Here is a 20,940-nt window from a genome sequence, read left to right as displayed (position 1 = left end):
GCACGGGGCGCAGCCCCTGCTTTTTGAGGGGCGCGGGGAACTGCGCGACCAGCCACGCCGGACCGTCAGCCAGACGCCTTCGCCAAGTCCAGCGCGTACTCCGGCCACCACTCCCCCGCCTTGGGGCCGCCCTTGCACTCGCCGTCCGACTCACCCGGCCGCTTCACCCACAGGTACGCGTCCACCAGCGAGTCCGCGGTCTTCGTGGTCGGTGTCTCCCCAAGCGCCCGCCCCGGCGGGTTGCACCACCGTTCGTCCTCGTCACCCTCGGTCCAGGGGCCGTTGCCATTGCGGCTGGTGTCGACGACGAACGGCTTGTCGCCGATCTTCGAGGAGAGCTGCTTGCCGTACTCGATGGAGTCCTCGGTGGTGTAGAAGTTCGAGACGTTGACGGCGAAGCCGTCCGCCTGTTCGACACCGGCCCACTTGAGGGGGTCGTAGATCTCCTCGGGGTCGCCCCAGCCCGCGTTGCCCGCGTCCAGATACACCTTCGTGTTCTTCAGCGCGCCGAGCGTCTCGATCGCGCCCTTGAGCAGGTCGTACCGCTCCTCGTGGAACTCCTCCGGGGTGCAGCCGTCCACCACGTGGAGCACCGCGTCGGGCTCCAGGACCACCGTGGCCGCCCGGTCCCCGATGCCCTGGGCCACGCCGTCGATCCACGCCCGGTACGCGTCGCCGTCGGCCGCGCCGCCGCCGGAGTACTGGCCGCAGTCGCGGTTTGGGATGTTGTAGAGGACGAGGACGGCGTCCCGGTCGGCCTTCTCCGCGGCCTCGGTGAAGCCCTCGGCCTCCTGCTCCGGGTTCTCCGGGCCGATCCACTCGCCGGTCGGCTGCTCGGCGATCCTGCGGATCAGCTTGGCGTCCTTGTCCTTGCCGGCCTTCTCGTATGCGGCGACCTGGACCGCCGCGTTCCCCTCCGGATTGACCCAGAACGGGTCCGTGCCGCTCGGCTGTTGGGTGATGTCGGAACCGGACGCCCGGTCTTCCTCGCCGTCATCGCTGTCTCCCCCGGAACAGCCGGTGAGCAATAACGCCGCCCCCACCACCGCCACGGCCGCCCGAACCCCGGCCCCCCTACTGCCGTACATCCAACTCCCCCTTGGGTGCACCGTGTCGTAAGTCCCAATCCTGGCATAAGTCCCGCCTCACCCACGAGGTCGTCGCCGTCTTGGCCGAGAAGCTGTTACCTGCTGACCACGACGGGTATGCGGCGCGTGCGGATGGGGGCGGAAGCCGCTCGTAGGACCGGGCGGAACACCAGGAGGGGGCGGCTCGACCCATACGGGACCGGGACCGGGACTTCGCGGCGGCTCCGGTGGAGACCACGGACACCTCGTTCGAGGGCTTCGACACCGAGTGCTTGATCCCGGACCGGGACGCGGGTGGTCCGGCCATCGGCACGTCGGTCGTCGGCGGCCCCGAGATCAAGGGACGCCTACTCCTCGCCTTCACCTGGTCTGATGACATAAAGCAACCGCCTGTCGACTTGGCGTCAAACAGCCTCTAGCCGGTAGCGCCCGCACGCTCTAGAGTCGCTGACGAACGGCCCCAGACCCCGGCCTGTCGCACCCTCCCAAGTGCTCCGAGTTCCAAGACCTCCCGTGTCGGCGCCGGGTTACTCCCGCAGCCCGAGCGCGCACGGTCGAGGACCAGCCCGGTCGGCGGCCCCAGGGGGAGCGGGTCGTTGACCGGGCCAGGTGTGTACGCCGGACGCCGTGCGCCGGTGGCCCTGCGCCGGACCAGTGAGCCGGACGCCGTACGCCCGAAGGCCGTGCGCCCGAGGGCCGTACGCCCGAAGGCCCGTTCGGCTCAGGGTCGCGTTCCGCTCAAGTACGCGGAGACGACGACGTTCGCCGTGTACGTGCGGCTCGCCTTGTCGAAGGTGCCGCCGCAGGTGACGAGGCGGAGTTCGGCGCGCCCCGACTGCCGTACGCCGTAGGCCTGTTGGGCGTCGAATTCGTCGCGGCCGATGACCTGGACGTCGTCCACGGTGAACTCGGCCATCCGGCCGTCGCTGCGGGCCACCCGGATCTTCTCGCCGACGCGCAGCGCGCTCAGCTTGTAGAAGACGGCGGGCCGGGTCTCGGTGTCGACGTGCCCGACGAACAGCGCGGCGCCCGTCGCTCCCGGCCGCACACCGCCCGCGTACCAGCCGACGACGCCCGGCTGACCGTAGGCGGGCGGTTCGATCGCCCCGTCCCGGTCGAGGCCGCGCGCCACGACCGGCGCCTGCACGCCCATCGAGGGGATGTCCAGCCGATGCGGCCGCGCGCCTCCCAACGGCACGGCGGCGGGCGGCAGTTCGGCCTGGGCGGGCCGTCCGACCGCCGCCACGTCTCCGGTGGTCGGCGCGGATATGCCCTGCCGTACGTCGGTGACCTCGCGGCCCCACAGCCACAGGCCGAGCAGCAGCCCGGCCCAGGCGACGCCGGTGACGATGCGACCGGTTCCGCCGCCGGACCTGGTCCCGGCCCCGATCCCGATCCCGCTTCCGTCGTCGGAGTAGTCCCGTCTGGACATGGCGACCCCTACTCCGTACCGCGGCCGCGGCCCCGGCGCGCGCCCCGCGCCACGACCGCCACCGCCGCGACCCCGGCGAGGACCAGACCGACCACCGCGTGGCGGGCGCCGGGGCCGGTGTGCCGGGCGTCGTCCATGGAGTTGGCCGGGTCGGCCGATCCCCGCGCGTCCGCCGGATCGGCCGCCGCGAGCTGGGCCGCCGCTCCGCCGCCGCCCGCGCGCACGGGCGCGACCGGGGAGGCGGGGGACGAGGCCCGCGTGGAGGCGGCGGGCTTGGTGACCGGTGGCTCGGCAACCGGTGGCTTGGTGTCCGATGGCTTGGTGTCCGATGGTTTGGTGTCCGTCGGCTTGGTGGCTGACGGCTTGGCGGCCGTTGGCTTGGTGGCGGACGGCTTGGTGGTTCCGGGCTTCCCGTCGCCGACCTTGATCGTCCCCGTGACCTTGTCTTCCCTGCCGTCGCAGGTGATCCGTACGTCGTAGGTGCCTGGTTCGAGCGAGGACCGTACGCGGGTATCCCCGGCGAGCGTGCCGAGGCTCCTGCCGCTGAGCTGGGTGAGCTGCGCGTCCGCGACGAACGCCTCCGAGGCGGCCGTTCCGGACTTCCCCCCGCAGCCCTTGGCCCGCACCTGGATGTCGCTGCCGGGCGCCGGCGAGGCCGGCACCACCGAGACGTTCCCCGAGTCGGCCGCGCGGGCCGAGGGCGCCGACACGGTCAGCGCTGCCGCGACCACCGCCCCGGCACAGAGAGTGACTCGCAATGAGCCCATGGTGAACCTCCAGACACCTGAGACTCCCCCGCCGGACGCCGGGGCGCATCCGGGGAGGGGCCGCGACTGCTCCGTATGGGTGTCTGCGGGTTTATCCCGGTTCCGGTCAGATGCGGTCGACCAGGTCCGCGATCGAATCCACGACCTTCGACGGGCGGTACGGGAACTTCTCGATCTGCGCGGGGGTCGTCAGGCCGGTGAGCACGAGGAAGGTCTCCATCCCGGCCTCGATGCCCGCGAGGACATCGGTGTCCATGCGGTCGCCGATCATCGCGCTGGTCTCGGAGTGCGCGCCGATCGCGTTCAGGCCGGTGCGCATCATCAGCGGGTTCGGCTTGCCCGCGAAGTACGGCTTCTGCCCGGTCGCCTTGGTGATCAGCGCGGCCACGGCCCCGGTCGCGGGCAGCGCACCCTCGGCGGAGGGGCCGGTCTCGTCCGGGTTGGTGGCGATGAACCGGGCGCCGCCGTTGATCAGCCGTACCGCCTTCGTCATGGCCTCGAAGGAGTACGTGCGGGTCTCGCCGAGGACGACGTAGTCGGGCTCGTGGTCGGTGAGCACGTACCCGATGTCGTGCAGCGCAGTCGTCAGCCCCGCCTCGCCGATGACGTACGCCGTGCCGCCGGGCCGCTGGTCGTCCAGGAACTGGGCGGTCGCCAGGGCGGAGGTCCAGATGTTCTCGACGGGCACGTCCAGGCCCATGCGGGAGAGGCGGGCGTGCAGGTCACGCGCCGTGTAGATCGAGTTGTTGGTGAGCACCAGGAAGGGGCGCCCGGACTCGCGGAGCTTCTTTATGAAGGCATCGGCGCCGGGGATCGGCACGCCCTCGTGGATGAGCACACCGTCCATGTCGGTGAGCCACGACTCGATGGGCTTGCGCTCTGCCATGTGCGATCTCCTGCCGTACGTCCGGATCCGCCCCAACCCTAGTGAGACCTGGCTGAAAAGAGGAGGCCGATCTTGGCCGCTGAGACCGCCCGCATCGAGTCAGCGAGGGTGTGCGCGGGACGCATGGAGCGGGGGGCGTGGTGCGCAGCGCACGGGGATGGCAGGTGGCGGGTACCGCGTGACGCGTGACGCGTCACGCACGGGTGATGGTGCGGGAGGGCGAGGGCCAGGGGGCCCGATGCCGTCAGGTCACCCGGCTCGTCTGCGGACCGTCGCCACCAGCAGCCCGCCGACGGACAGGAGGAGAAGCCCGGTCACGTACGGCAGTGCCTTGCGCATACCCGATGCGGCCAACTCGTCGGGGTACGGCCGCGGCTCGCCCCGTACGACGCCCCCGCCCTCCTTCGCCGCCCCGCCACTGTCCTGGTCGCCGTCACCCGCTTCTTTCGCCCCTTCCTTCACCTCTTCCTTCGCCGCTTCCTCCACCTCTTCCTTCGCCCCTTCCTTCGCCTCTTCCGTCATCTCTTCCTCTTCCCCTTCTTCCCCGTCGGTGATCCGGAAGCGGTAGTCGTTCGACTCCCCCACCCACTCGCCGTCGTCGCCGCGCCGCTCGACCACAGCCGCCTTCGCCACGACGTCGTTCGGCACGGCCGCGTCGGAGGTGAGGGAGAGGCGGACCCTGACGGTGAGGGTGCGGCCGGGCGGCACGGTGAAGCCGGTTCCGCCGCCGTCCCCGTCCCCGCCGAGGACACCGACCAGCTCGTCCGAGTCGGTCCGTTCGAAGGTCACCGGCCGGGAAGTGCTCCCCTTGGCGTCCTCGTAGAACTCCAGCTGCGGCTGCGTCCGCTTCAGCGTGCGCGCGCCGTCGACCAGCACGACCACCGGGTGGATGTTCCCGCAGGTCCGGGAGGTGGTGTTGGTGAGCTCCAACGCCCAGGTGTGGAAGCCGCCACCGGCGACGTAGGAGGCAGGGCCACCGCGGATACGGGTCCGGATGGGAAAGGCACCGCTGTCGGCACCGGCGCAGGTGGGCCGCCGGTCATCCACTGCCGCGAGAGGAGGTACGGGGGCGGGGGCACTGCCGAGCGCCACCGCGGGACCACTGACGAGGGCGGCTGCGGTGGCGAGGGCAAGGGTCAGACACGTACACAGTCGCATGAACACATGACCATGCCATCTGCCTACGATCAGGAGTCCCGCCACGCCTTGGGGTCGCAGGACTGGGGTGGAAGTCCGCTCGATCAGCGGAGCGGAAAGGTGTTCCGGAGCGGGGCTGTTCCGGAGGAGGGGAGCTGTCTCACGGACACCGGGAAGAGGTGCGCCGGTTACTTAGGGGCGCGAGCAACTGCGCGAGCGACTACGCACAACCCGCAGCCCCCCGCCAACCGAACCGACACAGTCCCCTACGGCGAACCGGCGCACCACACTTCACCCATCCTCACGCCCGAACAAAGGTGCCAGCAACAACTGAGCCGCCCCCTCCGCAACCCCCGACGCCCCGCCCCCCACCACCCGCACCGGCACGGCCGGGTCCTCCCCCTGCCGCCGAGCCCACTCGTCGAGCACGAACCCCACCCCGCGCAGGAACGCGTCGGGACGGGCCTCGACCGTGCGCCCACCCAGCAGCACAAGCTCGATATCCAGCAGCCCCACAAGATTCGCGACGCCCGCGCCGAGCACCCGCGCCGCCTCCTCCACATCCCCCCGCGCCACCGCCGCGAGGCACAGCGCCTCTATGCACCCCCGGTTCCCGCACTCGCACAACGGCCCGTCCAGCTGGACGACCTGGTGCCCGAACTCACCGGCCCGGGTCCGGGCCCCCCGGTGCACCGCCCCGTCGATCACGAGACCCGCCCCCAGCCCCGTACCGAGGTGGAGGTAGGCGAAGGACCCGTGCGCACCCGCGACCGCCGCCAGCCCCAGGGCCGCCGCGTTGGTGTCCTTGTCCACCACCACCGGCATCCCCAGCCGCCGCGCCAGCGCCGCCCGCAGCGGAAACCCGTCCCACTCCGGGAACCCGGTGACCCGGTGGAGCACGCCGTGCAGATGATCGAGGGGGCCGGGGAGGGCGACACCGACGCCGAGTACGGGGAGGAGGGGGGAGCCGTAGGAGTCGGGCGCGCGGTCGACCGGCATCGCGGACGCGGGGTCGACCGGCATGGCGGTACGGCCCTCGCTCGCGTCCGCCAGCAGCGCCTCCACCTCGCGCGCCGCCCCCTCGACGACGGCGTCCGCACCGGCCCCGAGGTTCAGCGGCGCCCGCCGCTCCGCGACCACCGTGCCGGTCAGATCACAGAGCACGGCCGTCAGCTCGTCGCGGTCGAGGTGGAGGCCGACCGCGTGCCCGGCGTCGCGCACGAGTCGCAGCACGGTGCGCGGCTTGCCCCCGGTGGACGCCCGGTACCCCGCCTCCGTCACGAGCCCGTCCGCACGCAGCCGGGCGGTGATCTTGCTGACGGCCTGCGGGGTGAGCCCCGTCCGATCGGCCAGCTCCAGCCGGCTTATCCCTGCCACGCCGGCGACACGCAGCAGGTCCAGCACCAGCGCCCCGTTGTGGCTGCGCAGGGCGAGCAGATTCACGCCGGTCACTCCTGCCGTACGCCCGGTCCCGTTGCCATTGCCGTTGCCGTTGCCGTTGCCGTTCACACCCCCATTGTCCCTCGCGCTTGCACTTTGGCAACAGCGTTGCTTAAGTGGACGGCATGACAGGCACCAGCACAGGTAGGACCCTCCGCGTCGCCCTCGTCGGCTACGGCCTCGCCGGCTCCGTCTTCCACGCCCCGCTGATCGCCGCGACGGAGGGCCTGACCCTCGACACGGTCGTCACGTCGAACCCGGAGCGGCAGGCACAGGCCCGCGCCGAGTTCCCGGAGGTGCGGTTCGCGGCCACGACGGACGAGCTGTGGGCCCGGGCGGACGAACTGGACCTGGTCGTCGTCGCCTCCCCGAACAAGACACACGTCCCGATCGCCACCGCCGCCCTGGAAGCGGGCCTCGCGGTCGTCGTCGACAAGCCCATCGCCGGTACGGCGGCCGAGGCGCGCGAGCTGGCCGCACTCGCGGACTCCCGCGGCCTGCTCCTCTCCGTCTTCCAGAACCGCCGCTGGGACAACGACTTCCTGACTCTCCGAAAGCTCCTCGCCGACGGCGAGCTGGGCGAGGTCCGCCGCTTCGAGTCCCGCTTCGAACGCTGGCGCCCCCAACTCAAGGGCGGCTGGCGCGAGTCCGGCGACCCGGCAGAGATCGGAGGTCTCCTCTACGACCTGGGCAGCCACGTCGTCGACCAGGCCCTCACCCTCTTCGGCCCCGCCGCCCTCGTGTACGCCGAGTCGGACCTCCGCCGCCCCGGCGCCGAGACGGACGACGACACGTTCATCGCCGTCACCCACGCGAATGGCGTCCGCTCCCACTTCTACGCCTCCGCCGTCACCCCCCAACTCGGCCCGCGCTACCGGGTGCTGGGCTCCGAGGCGGGCTACGTCAAGTACGGCCTCGACCCCCAGGAAGCGGCCCTCCGCGAAGGCGAGCGCCCCGCCCCCGGCACCGCCTGGGGCCTGGAGCCCGAGGACCTCTGGGGCCGCGTCGGCGCCGGCGACTCCCCCCTGACCGACGGCGGCCGCCCCGTCCCGACCCTCCCGGGCGACTACCCCGCGTACTACACGGCCGTGGCCGCCGCCCTGCACGGCACCGGCGACAACCCGGTCACCGCGCACGAGGCGGCCGCCGCGCTGGACGTATTGGAGGCGGCACGGAAGTCGGCGAGCGAAGGCGTGGCGGTGAAGCTGTGACAACCGACGCCACCACCCCCGCCGCCCCCACCACCCCCGCCGCCCCGAGCATCGACGAACTCGAAGCCCAGGAACGCCGTTTGGTGCTCCCCCGGTTCACGCACGAGGATGCCTGGGCGCTGGGCTCCCTGCTGGTGGACCTGGCCCGCGAGCGGAACGCCCCCGTCGCCATCGACATCCGCCGCGGCCCCCAACAGCTCTTCCACGCCGCCCTCCCCGGCTCGACCCCGGACAACGACGCCTGGATCGACCGCAAACGCCGAGTGGTGGAGCGCTACGCCAGCTCCTCCTACCTCGTCGGCGCCCGCTTCCGAGCCAAGGGCACGACCTTCGAGGACTCCTCCCGCCTGGACCCCGACCACTACGCCGCGCACGGCGGTTCGTTCCCGCTGGCGGTGGAGGGCGCGGGAGTAATCGGCACGGTAACGGTCTCGGGCCTGCCCCAACTGGAGGACCACGCGATGGCGGTAGAGGCACTGGAGCGCTTCAAGGGCGAGTAACAACTGCCGGGCACGGCCCGCGCCCCTTTCCTCTGGGGACGCGAGGAACCGCGCGTTCCTAGGGACGCGGGGAACCGCGCGTTCCTCAGGGACGCGGGGAACCGCGCGTTCCTCAGGGACGCGAGAAACCCCGCGCTCCTCAGGGACGCGAGAAACGGCGCATTCTTCAGGGGCGCGGGGAACTGCGCATTCTTCAGGGGCGCGGGGAACTGCGCGACAAGCCACGACGAACCCGCAGCCGCCAGCCAACCGCAGCCCCCCACCCCTTTGAGATATGCGGACGGGGGCGGGCTGACCGCTGCGGGTCGGCAGCGACGGGAGTCGGTGCGGATGCAGGCGGCTGAGCTGTTCGAGCAGGGCATCAAGCCGTTGGAGGTGGCACGGCGCCTGCGCGTGAGTGATAAGTCGGCTTACCAGTGGCACGAGTTGTGGCGGGCCGGTGGCGTGGGAGCTCTGATTTCACGTGGCCCGAGCGGATCGCGGTGCCGTCTGTCCCCGCGTTGTCTGGAGAAACTGACCGCGTGTCTGGAGCAGGGCCCGGCCGCGCACGGCTGGGTGGAGGACCAGGTGTGGACCGCTGCGCGGGTGGCCACGCTGATCGGCAGGAAGTTCCACGTGTCCTACAGCGTCTCCGGGGCGACGAGGCTGATGCACCGGCTCGGCTTCAGCCCGCAGGTCCCCGCACGGCGGGTCGCCGAGCGCGACGAGCAGGCCGTCACCACGTGGAAGGAGGTGACCTGGGACGAGGTAAAAGAACCCGGGCGGCCTGCGGGGGCTACATCTGCTTCGAGGACGAGGCAGGCTTCACCCGGCGGCCGCCCAAAAGACGTTCCTGGGGCCGACGCGGAGTGACTCCGCAGGTGACGGTGAGCGGGCGACGCTCGGGACGCCTGTCGGTGGCAGGACTGATCGCCATGCGGCCCGGCTCCCGCACCAGGCTGTGCCACCGCCTGCGCACCCACCCCGCGGGCAAGGGCAAACGCCGCAGCATGGGCGAGCGCGACTTCATCGCGCTGATCGACGGCATCCACCAGCTCGTCAAGGCGCCGATCGTGCTGGTCTGGGACCGCCTGAACACCCACGTCTCCCATGCCATACGCGAGCTGATCACCGAGCGTGCATGGCTCACGGTGTTCCTGCTGCCTGCCTACTCGCCCGACCTCAACCCCGTCGAGTGGGTCTGGGCCCACGTCAAACGCAGCCTGGCCAACCTCGCCGTCGTCGCCCTCGACCGACTCGAGGCCCTCGTCCGCAACCGGCTCAAGCGCCTGCAATACCGGCCCGACACCCTCGACGGCTTCATAGCCGGCACCGGCCTGACCCTCGGCGCCCCAACGTCACTCTAACGAGCCGAAGTCAGTAACAGCGATCGCGTCGCCTACCCGCTGGCCCGCGTTCCGCGCGATGACGACGCCGGGCACTTCCGGGGACTCCGTGCCAGGGTGTAGACGGCCATCGACGAATAGATCAGCACATTGCTGGTGCGCCAGGTTCTCGTTGGCAGCGGCGGCGAGACTCATTTCTCGGCCCCTTCAGCAGGTTCGTGGAAACCGGGGTCGGTCGCGGGTTCGTGGTCGGGCGCGCTGAGCGCTGGGCCGGACAGTTTTTTGGGGTACCTCACGGGCGCCGAGCGACCGGCTGTCGGCAGGCTGTTTCGGGATCTGGAGGCCGGCCCGCTCCTCGATGCCCTGGCTTTCACGGCTGTCCCACTTCGGTGAGCGCCAGGAGTTCCTCACGTGCTCGGGCGAGCTGGTCGGGGGTCAGGTACGGGGTGTTCACCGCGGCGATCAGTCCGTCGGCGGCGTAGCGGATGGCCAGGGTTCGCCCTGGTGGCAGGCCGTCGGCGTCGAACGCCTCGTTCCAGGCGCGTGCGTCGGTCTCCTGGAGCGCTGCGGCTGACGGCGCGGCCCCCAGGGTGCCCAGTGCGGCGAGCAGGCCGCTGGGGCTGAAGACACGGGTCAGGTACGCGCTTGAGCCGGTGCAGGCGCGTACGTATCCGCGGGTGAACTTGCCGGGGCGGTTCTCGGCGAGATCGATATGGGCGCGGACCTCTTCCCAGGCCCGGCTGACGGTGTGCTCGATCACCTGGCCGATCAGCTCCTCCCGGGTCCGGAAGTGGTGCATCAGCCCGCTCTTGGTGACTCCGGCGATCTCCGCGATCTCGGCCAGGCTGGCTTTGGCCCCGCGCTGCTCGAACGCCTGCTCCGCCGCCTCCAGGACCGCGCGGCGCGTACGCTCGCGGTCGCGTACCAGATTTCGCTCAGGCGGCGTCATGGCGCACCTCCGTCACGCGTGCCGACGGGATGACCCGCCAGGCGATCACGGCGGCGGCCAGCAGCAGGACGGCCGCGATGAACGACGTCGTCTGCATCGCCGAGGCGAACGCGTTCCGCGCGGCAGCGATGACCGTACCGTCATCGACCGTGGCCTGTACCGAGGCCAGCGACTCGTGCACGGCGGCGCGTTCCCGCGCGCCCAGGTCGCCGGGCAACTCCAGCCGTGAGCGGTACATCGCCGTCTGCAGCGAGCCCAGGACCGCGATGCCGAGGGCGCCGCCGAGTTCGTACCCGGTCTCCGCGATGGCGGCCGCGGCACCCGACCGCTCCTTGGGCACGGTACTGACCACCGCGTCGGTCGTCAGGGTCATCGCGATCCCGATCCCCAGACCCAGGACGGCCAGTGAGACTCCCAGCCCCCAGTAGGACGCCCAGGGCGCGGTCGCGCCGATCCCCACCAGGCCCAGCGCCCCCAGACCGAGACCGAAGCCGATGGAGCGCCCGGCGCCCAGCCGGACGACCAGGAAGCCGATCACGGCGATCACGGCGATGGAGGCGAGGGTCGCGGGCAGCTCGGCGAGACCGGCGTTCAGGGGCCCGTAGCCGCGCACCATCTGCAGGTACTGGGAGAAGAAGAAGAGCAGTCCGAGAAAGGCGAAGATGGCCAGCGCGTTCGCACCGACGGCGCCGGCGAAGGCCGGGATCCGGAACAGCGAGACGTCCAGCAACGGAACCGTGAGGCGTTTCTGCCGGCGCAGGAAGACCCATCCGGCCAGCAGCCCCACGACGGCGGCAACGAGCACAAGCAGGTCGGGTCCGCTGCCGATCCAGCGCTTGACCGCGTAGACCAAAGGCACGATCGCCAGGATCGAGAGCGCCGAGGAGGCCAGGTCGATGCGGTGGCCGGCGGTGCCGCGGGACTCCGGCAGCAGGAACCATCCGCCGACCAGCGCCAGCACCATGATCGGCACGTTGATCAGGAACACCGACCCCCACCAGAAGTTCTCCAGCAGTACACCGCCCACCAGCGGCCCGAGAGCAGCCCCCGCGGTGGCACCGACCGACCAGAGCGCGATCGCGCGGGTCCGCTGCACGGGGTCGAGGAACATGGAACGCACGATCGACAAGGTCGAGGGCATCAGCGTGGCCCCGGCCACACCGAGCAGGGCCCGGGCCGCGATCAGCGCCTCCGCGTTCGGCGCGAACGCCGCGAGCACGGAAGCCGCGCCGAACGCCGCGCTCCCCATCAGCAGGAGGCGCTTGCGGCCGATCCGGTCGGCGACATTGCCCATCGTGATCAGCAGCCCGGCCAGCACGAATGCGTAGATGTCACCGATCCACAGCACCTCGGTGGACGTCGGCGACAAATCAGCCGTCAGCGACGGAACGGCGAGATACAGCACCGTGCCGTCGATGGCGAGCAGCATTACAACGAGCACCAGCACGACAAGCGCGGCCCACTCGCGGGGGCCGGCCAGCCGCGGCGCCAGTTTCAGATCAGTCATACCGAACAACTTAACAGACCATATGGACGGCTAAGCAGGCCAGTCGGTCTGTTGACAGGTGCCTCACCCCGCAGGCCACGAAGTCGGCCCCGGAGCATGCAGCGTCGGTACAGTGCGAGACGGTCGGATGTCCCGCAACTACTCACGCCAGAGGAGCAAGGACGCCCCGCTCCTGGGCGGGGAGTGGGCTCGCCCGGATCAGGGACAGCGTGGAGGGCATCAGGGTCGCTCCGGCCACGCCGAGCAGGGCGCGGGCGGCGATGAGCGCTTCTGCGCTGGGGGCGAAGGCGGCGATGAGCGAGGCGGCGCCGAAGGCCGTCGCGCCGATCAGCAGCAGCTTCTTGCGGCCGATGCGATCGCCCAGGGTGCCCATGCTGACCAACAGGCCGGCCAGGACGAAGGAGTAGATGTCGCCTATCCACAGCATCTGTGTGGAGGTGGCGTTGAGGTCCTCGCTGATGAAGGGGATCGACACCGCCAGGACGGTGCCGTCGATCACGATCATCAGGACGGTCAGGACGAGGACGCCCAGGGCGAGCCAGCGCCTGAGGCCGGTTCGAGGTGCCTGGTTGAGGGTGGAGGTCACGTGTTCTGCCTGTCTGTTCCGTGGTTGCCCACTCCGGAGAGCAGCATGTGGGTCACCATGTGTGTGAAGTCGCGTGGGGCGCACCGGCCGCTTTCGACGGCCCAGAGAGCGCCGGCCATGAGGCTGTAGAACGCCTCGGCCATCCAGGCCGCGGTCATGCGCGTACTGAACTCCCCGCTGGCCTGGCCGCGTTCGAACAGACCGACCACGGCCTGGTCGACCTCCGTCCACACCGGATGCGGGTCGGTCTCGATGTCGTCCTGGGTGAGGGCGTAGAGGAGCCCCACGTAGGGGGCGCTCTCCGCGGTGGCCTCGACCAGGCGTCGCACTGCCGCGGTGCAGTCCCCCTCTGTCGGCCGGGCTCTCTCGATCGCCTGCCGCAACTTTTCGCCGGCCATGTCGGTCAGCGTCTTCATGAGTTCCGCGCGCCCCGTGAAGTGCCGGTGCAGCGTGGTCCGTCCGACGCCCAAGGCGCGGGCGATCTCGTCCTGGGTGGCGTTTGGCCGTCGGCCGATGAAATCGGCCGCTGCGCGCAGCATGTCTTCTCGTTCGTTCAACATGACATGAAGCTATCCCATGTGGAACAGTTCCGTTCCGTTGGAGGTGTCGCGGACCGAGCGACCCCTCCACACGCCGAGGTGCGCGCACGCGCCCTGGAACGGAGAAAGCATGAGCAAGACCGACCACGTACTGGTCGTCGGAGCCGGGGTCGCGGGCCTGACGGCAGCGACCTGCTTGAACATGGCCGGTATCCGGGCCACCGTCTACGAGGCGCAGCCCGAACACGTCGACGCCGGGGCAAGCTTCGCCATCGGCGAGCACGGTCAGCGGGTCCTGGCCCGCATCGGTCTGCTGGAGGAGGTGCGCCGCCACAGCATGCCGATGCCCGAGCGGTTCTTCACCGTCGGCGGCCCCTCCGGCAAGGAGATCGAGTACACGCCGATGGACACGGACATCGGCCAGTCGATGGAGCACAGGTGCATCGACCGGTCCACCTTCATACGCATCCTCTTGGCCGAGGCCCGGCGCCGAGGCGTGGAGATCGTCTACGGCAAGCGCCTGCACCAGCTGGACCAGCAGCCCGAGTCGGTGGTCGCCACTTTCACGGACGGCTCCCGGGCCGAGGGAGACCTGCTGATCGGCGCCGAAGGACGCGGCTCGATCACCCGCTCCCTGATCTTCCCGCACGCACGGCTACAGCACGCCCAGGGGTGGAGCATCTACGGCCGGGCCGAAACCCACGGCCTGGAGGAAAGCCTCAAGGCGGAGTTGGAGCGTGGCTCCTCATTGATGTACCACGCCGGCGACCTGATGTGTCTGGCCTACCGGGACGACCCCCTCAACGCCAGCCAGATCACCTGGCTTCTCATGGGCAGGAGCACACGCAAGATCCCCGCCAAGAGCTTCGAACTGCTTGACCAGGACACCCTGCTCAAGCAACTGAATGAGGGGCTGCGTCCCCACCCGCCGCTCATTGCCGACATCGTGGCCGCCTCCACCCGGATCGCTCCCACCCAGGTCTTTCACCTTCCCCCTCTGCCCGCCTGGTCCCAGGGCAGGGTCGCTCTCATCGGGGACGCGGTGCACGCAGCCGACCCCCTCACAGGGTTCGGCACCACCTTCGCTCTGGAGGACGGGATGTACGTCGCGAAGATGCTCCGCGAGCACCACTACATCGACGCGTTCTACTACCTGCACGCCGACCGCCACGAGAACGCCGAGAAGATCAACACTCATATCGACCCCGAACGCGACTATTCGAAGCTCGACTACGAGGACATGCAGTCCGGCTACGCGACCATGGCCTCCTACCACTTCGACCTCGACTGGGACCTGAGCGACCACAGGCCGATGAACACCCTCCTCGACGTACCCGCCCCTTAGCTTGACTCTCTGTCGGGGATCTTGGATGGTCGGGCTCAGGTTCCGAGGGTTCGCCAGGACTTTGACCGGGGGATCTCGTTCTGGTCGAGGAAGCTCTGAAAGGCGGTCGGCGGTCTCGGCGAAGAGAGTTCCGCGGTCGCTGACTGGCTGCTGAGTCGTTCGATGTTCACGGCGATGGCTGTGAGTACGTGTTGCAGGTGGGTTTTCGGCTGTCCTCGGTAGCGGCAGTGGCGCATTCCGTGTCCGTGGGCGAACTCGTTGATGGTGCCCTCGACTCCGGAGCGGACCGCGTAGCGGGTCTTCCAGTGGGGTGTCTGCTGCTCGGCGCGGACGCGGAGTTGCAGGTCGCGGAGTTCTCGTGGGGGAAAGCCCACGGTCCGGGCGCTGTCGGCGGTGGTGGTGCAGCGGGTGCGGGCCGGGCCGGGGCGGCACTGGCTCTTGGTGAACCGGGCCACGATCAGCGGGGCGGCGGTGGGCGAGGAAGTCGGGTAGGGGCCGTGCCAGCCCGCGCTGACCTGGCCCTGGGGGCAGGTGACCTGGCGGCGGTCGAAGTCGATGTGGAAGTCGTCCCGGTCGAAGCCCTCATTCTTGCGGTGCTGGCGGGTGGGGTTGCCCGGCAGCGGCCCGCTGATGGTGATCTGGTGTTCGCGCTTGGCTCGTTCCAGGTGGACCAGTGAGGTGTAGCCGCCGTCGACCAGGTGCTCGGCGGGCAGCAGCCCGCGACGCGCCAGGCGGGTGTGGATGCCGGGCAGGGCCTGCCCGTCGTTTGTGGCAGCCGAGGTGGTGGCCACGTCCGTGATCACGTTGACGCTGACGGAGGCACACGTCTCGGTGACATGCGCGGCGAACCCCTTCCAGCTGATGATGTGCCCATGGCGGACGTAACGCGCCGTGGTGTCGTAAGGAGAGACGACCGTCGACGAGGAGGGCGGCAGCCCGCCGTCGTCGGCGGTGCGCCAGCGCAGGCGGCCTGCCGCGTCGCGGTAGTAGTTCTGCACGACGATCCGCCGCAGCGCCTCGGCCTGTGGGCCGGGCCGGTAGCCGGGTCCGTGCTGATGGAGGCGTTCCAGCAGCCGGCAGGCGTCGTCGCCGGCGGCGAGGATCCTGGTCTTGGGCCGGGTGGGGTTCCTGCCCAGACGGACCGGACGGCCGTAGCGGCGCCCCCAGTCCTCATCGACCAGGCCGGCCAGCAGGTGCGAAGCGGTGCGGGCCACTTCTTCCAGGACGGCGCGGACGGCCTCGGTGACCAGTTCCAGCCGGGTCAGGTCGCGCACCGCGGCCAGGACGTGGGTGGAGTCGGTGCGCTGCGTGGTGCGTTCACGCACCAGCCCGGCCTCCTTGAGACGGGCCAGTGCGAGGTCGAGGAGGCGGTCGGCGCGGTCGCCCTCGGCGAGACGGTCGCGGAAGTCGGCCAGCACACTGTGGTGGAAGCCGGGATCGTCCAGCTCCAGGGCCATGGCGTACTTGAAGTCGATGCGGCAGCGGACCGCTTCCGCAGCCTGACGGTCCGACAGGCCGAGCAGGAACTGCAGCACGCAGACAGTGGCCAGCTGGGCGGGCGACAGGCCCGGACGACCGTCACGCGGGTACCAGTCGGCGAAGTCCTCGTCACACCACAACCCGTCGAGGCGGTCTCTCACCCACATCGCCGTCGTACCGCCCGGATTGCTCGCCCGCGCGATCCGCGCGGTCAGAGACGGGACTTGCTCACCGGAACGGGGACGGAGCGACAACAGACACCTCGACAACTGCATCGGTCTTTCGAAACAGCCACGAGCATGCCCGCTGATCATGCAGGCGCACCGGCAAACTCCAAGATCCCCGACAGAGTCAAGCTCAGGCACCCGACACCCCAGCGGAGCGCCTACGCGTCTTTGAATTCCTGCCGCTGCCGCCCGAGCCCTTCAATCTCCAGCTCGACCACAGCCCCGGCCCGAAGGAACGGCTTCGGCTCAGGCTCCCCCAGAGCCACCCCCGCCGGCGTCCCCGTATTGATGACATCCCCGGGATAAAGCGTCATGAACTGACTGACGTACCGCACGACTTCACTCACCGCGAAGATCTGCTCCCCGGTAGTCCCGTCCTGCTTCAACTCCCCGTTGACCCACAACCGCAGCCCGAGCTTCTGCGGATCGGGAACCTCATCCGCAGTCACCAACCACGGCCCCAACGGATTGAACGTCTCGCAGTTCTTGCCCTTGTCCCACGTACCGCCGCGCTCCAGCTGGAACTCCCGCTCGGACACGTCGTGCGACACGGCATACCCGGCGACATGCGCGAGCGCCGCCTCACGCGACTCGACGTACCGGGCCGTACGCCCGATCACGACCGCGAGTTCGACCTCCCAGTCGGTCTTGGTCGACCCGCGCGGCACCAGCACCGTGTCGTTGGGCCCGACCACCGTGTCCGCCGCCTTGAAGAAGATCACCGGCTCGGCGGGCGGCTCGGCCCCCGTCTCGCGCGCGTGGTCGTGGTAGTTGAGCCCGATGCAGACGATCTTGCCGATCCGGGCGAGCGGCGGCCCGATCCGCAGCCCCGCCGCGTCCAGGACGGGCAGCTCACCGCTCTCGGCGGCCTCCCGGACCCGCCCGAGCGCCGCCTCGTCCGCGAGCAGCGCGCCGTCGATGTCCGGCACGACCCCCGACAGGTCCCGGAGGACTCCCTCGGCGTCGAGCAGCGCGGGCCGCTCCGCACCCGCCGTACCGACTCGCAGCAGCTTCATGGTCGCCATCTCCCTCGATCGTCCGCCGCCCGACCGATGGGTGCAGCCATCGGAGGACTGGTCGATCGTCCAAGGTCACGGTCCACTCCGCAATACCCGGTTCACGGACTGGACCGCTCCCGTCGCCGCCCCAGGCCGGTCTACCGGCCGGCAGCCGCTGCCGACGCGCCCGGGGCAGCCCCGGCCGAAGGCAGGGGATAGAGCATCGCCCGCTCCACCGCGCTCCACGTCGTACTGGTCACCACGTACAACGCGGCCGCCAGCGGCACCACCGCCACGCTGACCAGCGTGAAGAAGGACATGAACGGCATGAACTTGCTGACGGCCCCCATGCTCGCCGCCATCCCGGGCACCTGCTCGTCCGACACGGCCGGCATCCCGGCCGTACCCGCCGCCATCATCAGCTTCGTGCGGCGGAAGTTGAAGGCCGCGACCCCCGCGACGATCACGAACAACCCCATGTAGACGAGCCCCTGCGCCCCGAACACGCCGCCCTCGGACAACGCGTCGGCCCAGCGGTCACCGAGCGGGGCCGCGAAGAGCCGGTGGGTGAGGAGGGCGTTGGCCTCGCCGCCGATCGTCCGGTTGGAGAACAGGTGGTAGAGGAGGAAGAAGGCCGGCAGCTGGCAGAGGCTGGGCAGGCAGCCGGACAGCGGCGACACCTTCTCCTTCGTGTGCAGCTCCAGCATGGCCTTCTGCAGCTTCTCCGGGTTCTTCGCGTGCTTCTTCCGCAGCTCCGCGATCTGCGGCTGCAGGGCGATCCGCGCCCGCTGCCCCCGCGCCGCCGCCCGGGACAGGGGGTGCACGAGCAGTCGTACGAGCGCCGTGAACAGGACGATCGCGACGGCCGTCGCGGAGGCGTGGAACAGCGGCTGGAGCAGATCGGCGAGGTGCGCGACAAGGTCGGCGAAAACGGACATGGGTGTGAGCCCTCCAGGGGTCTCGTCGTGCCAGGAAGTGGTCACCCGGTGATGTCGTTCGGTGAAGTCGTTCGGCGACGTCGTCCGGTGACTGGGGCATGGCGCGACGGCCCGCGGAAAGGGCACGTGCAGTCAGGTACGTGAGGTACGTCAGGTGGCTGGGAGCGTGCCCTACGCGGTGGCCGTCAGGAGGGCACGTCCGGGCGCCCGGGGCCGCGTACGGCCACGTGCGTCGGGATCGCGTTGGGGCAGGAACGCCGTACGGCGCTCACGGTCCCGTATGGCCGTCCGTACGCGCGTCCGGGGTACGACGGGCGCGCAGCGCGAGGCGATCAGCGCGCAGGCGGCGAACGCGGAGCCGGCCGCGGCGGTCGCGGCGAAGGCGACGGCCGCGGAGAGCGTGCCGGTGTCGAGGACGGCGACCTCGAAGAGGAGCAGCAGAAGCATCGCGGCGGGACGCGGACTGACCCAACTCCGGATCACGGCGCTCCCCTCTCTCTGCTCTGCCTTCTCTGACGTACTCGCACACATGCTCTCATCTGAGCCGCACCGAGCGCAGCCTCCACCGGATTACGAGGCGGTACGTGGAGGTGTACGCGGCCGGGCTCGGTCCGCGGGAGCGTCCGGTCGACCACGTACGTGCACGTACGTGTGGCTGGGCGACTTTCATCTCCCCTTCTCACAACCCTTGAAAGAATTAGCAGAAAGCGCTGTCACACCTCTCGACAACCTCACCACTCACCCCTGACTCTTCCGATGTCCCCACTGAGCAGTTGTCTGTCCTGAGCAGTTCGGAAGGTGGCCGGTCCCCCAACCCCACCCTTCCCTTTCCCTCCCCTCGGCACCCGCATCCCCCGGAGCTGACATGACCGCATCCCCCGACCCCAAGGGCGACCAGGCGAGACCGACCGCGAAGACCCCGACCACCCAAGGCCCCCCGACGGCCTTCGGCCGCAGAGCCCTCCTGGCCGCCGCCGGCGGCGCGGTCGTGGGCACCGCCCTCGGCACGGGCACCGCCCACGCGGACGCGACCATCGCCATCAACCCGGCCACCAAGTACGGCACTTGGGAGGGCTGGGGCACCTCCCTCGCCTGGTGGGCCAACGTCTTCGGCGCCCGGGACGACTTCGCCGACCTGTGGTTCACCACCAAGACGACGACGTACAACGGCACGGCCCTCCCCGGCCTGGGCATGAACATCGCCCGCTACAACCTCGGCGCGAGCAGCTGGAACACGGTGGAGGGCTCGACCATGGTCGAGTCGGCGAACATCCCCGCGTTCAAGCAGATCGAGGGCTTCTGGCAGGACTGGAACAACGAGGACCCGAACTCCTCCGCCTGGGACTGGACGGCGGACGCGAACCAACGCGCGGCCCTGACGAAGGCGGTGTCCCGAGGCGCGACCACGGAACTCTTCGCCAACTCCCCCATGTGGTGGATGTGCTCGAACCACAACCCCTCGGGCGCATCCGGCGGCGGCAACAACCTCCAGACCTGGAACTACCGCCAGCACGCCTCCCACCTGGCGGCGGTCGCCCTTCGCGCGAAGAACAACTGGGGCGTGAACTTCGCGACGGTCGACCCCTTCAACGAGCCGGCGGCGTCGTGGTGGACGGCGACCGGCACGCAGGAGGGCTGCCACATGGACCCGGCGGTCCAGGCGGCCGTACTCCCGTACATGCGCAGCGAGCTGGACGCACGCGGCCTGACGTCGGTGCGCATCGCAGCCTCGGACGAAACGAACATCGACACGGCCCGCTCGACGTGGAACTCCTTCGGTTCCTCCACGAAGGCCCTGGTCAGCCAGGTGAACGTACACGGCTACCAGGGCGCGGGCGGCCGCCGCGACCTCCTCTACACGGACGTGGTCACCACCTCCGGCAAGAAACTCTGGAACTCGGAAACGGGCGACAGCGACGGCACGGGCTGGACCCTCGCCCGCAACCTCTGTTACGACTTCCGCTGGCTGCACCCCACGGCCTGGGTCTACTGGCAGGTGATGGACCCGACGGCGGGCTGGGCGATGATCGCGTACGACGCGAACACCCTCCAACCGACGACAGTCCAGACCAAGTACTACGTAATGGCACAGTTCAGCCGCCACATCCGCCCAGGCATGACGATCCTGGACGCGGGCTCCAGCTACACGGCGGCGGCGTACGACGCGGCGGCGAAGCGCCTGGTGATCGTGGCGATCAACACCGCCACCTCCGCCCAGACCTTCACCTTCAACCTCTCGGGCTTCACGACGGTGACCGGCGGCACGAACGGCCTGGTCCCCCGCTGGAACACGCACACCTCGGGCGGCAGCGACCGCTACCGCGCCTACTCGGACACCCGCCTGAGCGGCAAGTCGGTGGCGGTGCCGTTCGCGGCGGGTGCGGTACAGACGCTGCAGATCGACGGGGTGACGATCTAGAGAACCTGGGGAAGCAGAACACCGGCGGGCGGGCCGGGGGTGACCCTCGGCCCGCCCGTCCCTCCTCTCCAGGAGCGGGCGCGGAGAGCGCCCCGGCGCACCCGATAACCGCTGTCCGCCCGTGTCCGCCCTTGGCGCCCCTGGCCTGGTGGGGCGGGCGGGGGGCC

General features: G+C 70.2%; 21 protein-coding genes and 1 pseudogene. 7 read left to right on the top strand and 15 right to left on the bottom strand.

What is annotated here, in order from left to right; all coding sequences use genetic code 11:
- Positions 1 to 65: 65 nt before the first annotated feature.
- On the bottom strand, positions 66 to 1,088 hold the full coding sequence (locus tag ACFU53_RS36095) for a glycoside hydrolase family 6 protein (protein WP_384002334.1): 1,023 nt from the start codon (positions 1,086 to 1,088) through the stop codon (positions 66 to 68).
- 227 nt (positions 1,089 to 1,315) lie between these two features.
- Here ACFU53_RS36095 and ACFU53_RS36090 point away from each other — a divergent pair, with 227 nt between their 5' ends.
- On the top strand, positions 1,316 to 1,507 hold the full coding sequence (locus ACFU53_RS36090; protein WP_384002331.1) for a hypothetical protein: 192 nt from the start codon (positions 1,316 to 1,318) through the stop codon (positions 1,505 to 1,507).
- Positions 1,508 to 1,809: 302 nt separating this feature from the next.
- Here ACFU53_RS36090 and ACFU53_RS36085 read toward each other — a convergent pair whose 3' ends face one another.
- From ACFU53_RS36085 to ACFU53_RS36065, 5 genes are all read right to left on the bottom strand, one after another.
- A complete protein-coding gene (locus tag ACFU53_RS36085) occupies positions 1,810 to 2,520 on the bottom strand; it encodes a class F sortase (protein WP_384002329.1) in 711 nt (236 codons plus the stop codon).
- Positions 2,521 to 2,528: 8 nt separating this feature from the next.
- Positions 2,529 to 3,287: a hypothetical protein gene (locus ACFU53_RS36080; RefSeq protein ID WP_384002326.1), complete on the bottom strand. Its 759-nt coding sequence runs from the start codon at positions 3,285 to 3,287 to the stop codon at positions 2,529 to 2,531.
- Positions 3,288 to 3,393: 106 nt separating this feature from the next.
- The gene (locus tag ACFU53_RS36075; RefSeq protein WP_384002323.1) at positions 3,394 to 4,173 is read right to left on the bottom strand and encodes an HAD-IIA family hydrolase; all 780 of its coding nucleotides are present in this window, start codon (positions 4,171 to 4,173) and stop codon (positions 3,394 to 3,396) included.
- A 249-nt stretch (positions 4,174 to 4,422) separates the two neighbouring features.
- Positions 4,423 to 5,331: a cell wall protein gene (locus ACFU53_RS36070; protein ID WP_384002320.1), complete on the bottom strand. Its 909-nt coding sequence runs from the start codon at positions 5,329 to 5,331 to the stop codon at positions 4,423 to 4,425.
- A gap of 270 nt (positions 5,332 to 5,601) precedes the next feature.
- A complete protein-coding gene (locus tag ACFU53_RS36065; RefSeq protein WP_384002317.1) occupies positions 5,602 to 6,819 on the bottom strand; it encodes an ROK family protein in 1,218 nt (405 codons plus the stop codon).
- A gap of 56 nt (positions 6,820 to 6,875) precedes the next feature.
- Here ACFU53_RS36065 and ACFU53_RS36060 point away from each other — a divergent pair, with 56 nt between their 5' ends.
- The 4 genes from ACFU53_RS36060 (at position 6,876) to ACFU53_RS36045 (ending at position 9,807) form a co-directional block, all read left to right on the top strand.
- Positions 6,876 to 7,961, top strand: coding sequence for a Gfo/Idh/MocA family oxidoreductase (locus tag ACFU53_RS36060; protein WP_384002314.1), 1,086 nt, complete (start codon positions 6,876 to 6,878; stop codon positions 7,959 to 7,961).
- A complete protein-coding gene (locus tag ACFU53_RS36055; RefSeq protein ID WP_384002311.1) occupies positions 7,958 to 8,461 on the top strand; it encodes a heme-degrading domain-containing protein in 504 nt (167 codons plus the stop codon). Before ACFU53_RS36060 ends, ACFU53_RS36055 begins: the two co-directional genes overlap by 4 nt.
- Positions 8,462 to 8,752: 291 nt before the next feature.
- Positions 8,753 to 9,313, top strand: coding sequence for a winged helix-turn-helix domain-containing protein (locus tag ACFU53_RS36050; protein ID WP_384002340.1), 561 nt, complete (start codon positions 8,753 to 8,755; stop codon positions 9,311 to 9,313).
- Positions 9,199 to 9,807, top strand: coding sequence for a transposase (locus ACFU53_RS36045; protein ID WP_384002337.1), 609 nt, complete (start codon positions 9,199 to 9,201; stop codon positions 9,805 to 9,807). The genes ACFU53_RS36050 and ACFU53_RS36045 overlap by 115 nt, the downstream gene beginning before the upstream one ends.
- Here ACFU53_RS36045 and ACFU53_RS36040 read toward each other — a convergent pair.
- The 5 genes and pseudogenes from ACFU53_RS36040 to ACFU53_RS36020 form a co-directional block, all read right to left on the bottom strand.
- Positions 9,799 to 9,981 carry a hypothetical protein gene (locus ACFU53_RS36040; protein ID WP_384002308.1) on the bottom strand — a complete coding sequence of 61 codons (183 nt, stop codon included), beginning with the start codon at positions 9,979 to 9,981 and terminating at the stop codon, positions 9,799 to 9,801. The two genes, ACFU53_RS36045 and ACFU53_RS36040, sit on opposite strands and share 9 nt — an antisense overlap.
- Before the next feature lie 175 nt (positions 9,982 to 10,156).
- A complete protein-coding gene (locus ACFU53_RS36035; protein WP_384002305.1) occupies positions 10,157 to 10,735 on the bottom strand; it encodes a TetR/AcrR family transcriptional regulator in 579 nt (192 codons plus the stop codon).
- Positions 10,722 to 12,242, bottom strand: coding sequence for an MFS transporter (locus ACFU53_RS36030; RefSeq protein ID WP_384002302.1), 1,521 nt, complete (start codon positions 12,240 to 12,242; stop codon positions 10,722 to 10,724). Before ACFU53_RS36030 ends, ACFU53_RS36035 begins: the two co-directional genes overlap by 14 nt.
- Positions 12,243 to 12,435: 193 nt before the next feature.
- Positions 12,436 to 12,828, bottom strand: a pseudogene (locus ACFU53_RS36025) (MFS transporter); the annotation flags it as partial.
- Positions 12,825 to 13,388 carry a TetR/AcrR family transcriptional regulator gene (locus ACFU53_RS36020; protein WP_384002299.1) on the bottom strand — a complete coding sequence of 188 codons (564 nt, stop codon included), beginning with the start codon at positions 13,386 to 13,388 and terminating at the stop codon, positions 12,825 to 12,827. The pseudogene ACFU53_RS36025 and the gene ACFU53_RS36020, both read right to left, overlap by 4 nt.
- Before the next feature lie 109 nt (positions 13,389 to 13,497).
- Between ACFU53_RS36020 and ACFU53_RS36015 the strand changes: the two genes are divergently transcribed.
- Positions 13,498 to 14,712: an FAD-dependent oxidoreductase gene (locus ACFU53_RS36015; RefSeq protein WP_384002296.1), complete on the top strand. Its 1,215-nt coding sequence runs from the start codon at positions 13,498 to 13,500 to the stop codon at positions 14,710 to 14,712.
- Between the two features lie 35 nt (positions 14,713 to 14,747).
- Here ACFU53_RS36015 and ACFU53_RS36010 read toward each other — a convergent pair whose 3' ends face one another.
- The 4 genes from ACFU53_RS36010 to ACFU53_RS35995 form a co-directional block, all read right to left on the bottom strand.
- Entirely contained in the window at positions 14,748 to 16,445 is a 1,698-nt protein-coding gene (locus ACFU53_RS36010) for an IS1182 family transposase (protein WP_384002293.1), read from the bottom strand.
- A gap of 131 nt (positions 16,446 to 16,576) precedes the next feature.
- On the bottom strand, positions 16,577 to 17,434 hold the full coding sequence (locus ACFU53_RS36005; protein ID WP_384002290.1) for a fumarylacetoacetate hydrolase family protein: 858 nt from the start codon (positions 17,432 to 17,434) through the stop codon (positions 16,577 to 16,579).
- Between the two features lie 140 nt (positions 17,435 to 17,574).
- A complete protein-coding gene (locus ACFU53_RS36000; RefSeq protein ID WP_384002287.1) occupies positions 17,575 to 18,354 on the bottom strand; it encodes a YidC/Oxa1 family membrane protein insertase in 780 nt (259 codons plus the stop codon).
- A 171-nt stretch (positions 18,355 to 18,525) separates the two neighbouring features.
- A complete protein-coding gene (locus ACFU53_RS35995; RefSeq protein ID WP_384002284.1) occupies positions 18,526 to 18,837 on the bottom strand; it encodes a DUF6412 domain-containing protein in 312 nt (103 codons plus the stop codon).
- A gap of 382 nt (positions 18,838 to 19,219) precedes the next feature.
- Here ACFU53_RS35995 and ACFU53_RS35990 point away from each other — a divergent pair, with 382 nt between their 5' ends.
- Entirely contained in the window at positions 19,220 to 20,773 is a 1,554-nt protein-coding gene (locus ACFU53_RS35990) for a beta-1,6-galactanase (protein ID WP_384002281.1), read from the top strand.
- Positions 20,774 to 20,940: the final 167 nt, after the last annotated feature.

The sequence above is a fragment of the Streptomyces sp. NPDC057474 genome (assembly GCF_042802555.1).
Lineage (GTDB): Bacteria > Actinomycetota > Actinomycetes > Streptomycetales > Streptomycetaceae > Streptomyces.
This window is presented reverse-complemented; position numbering and strand designations above follow the sequence as displayed.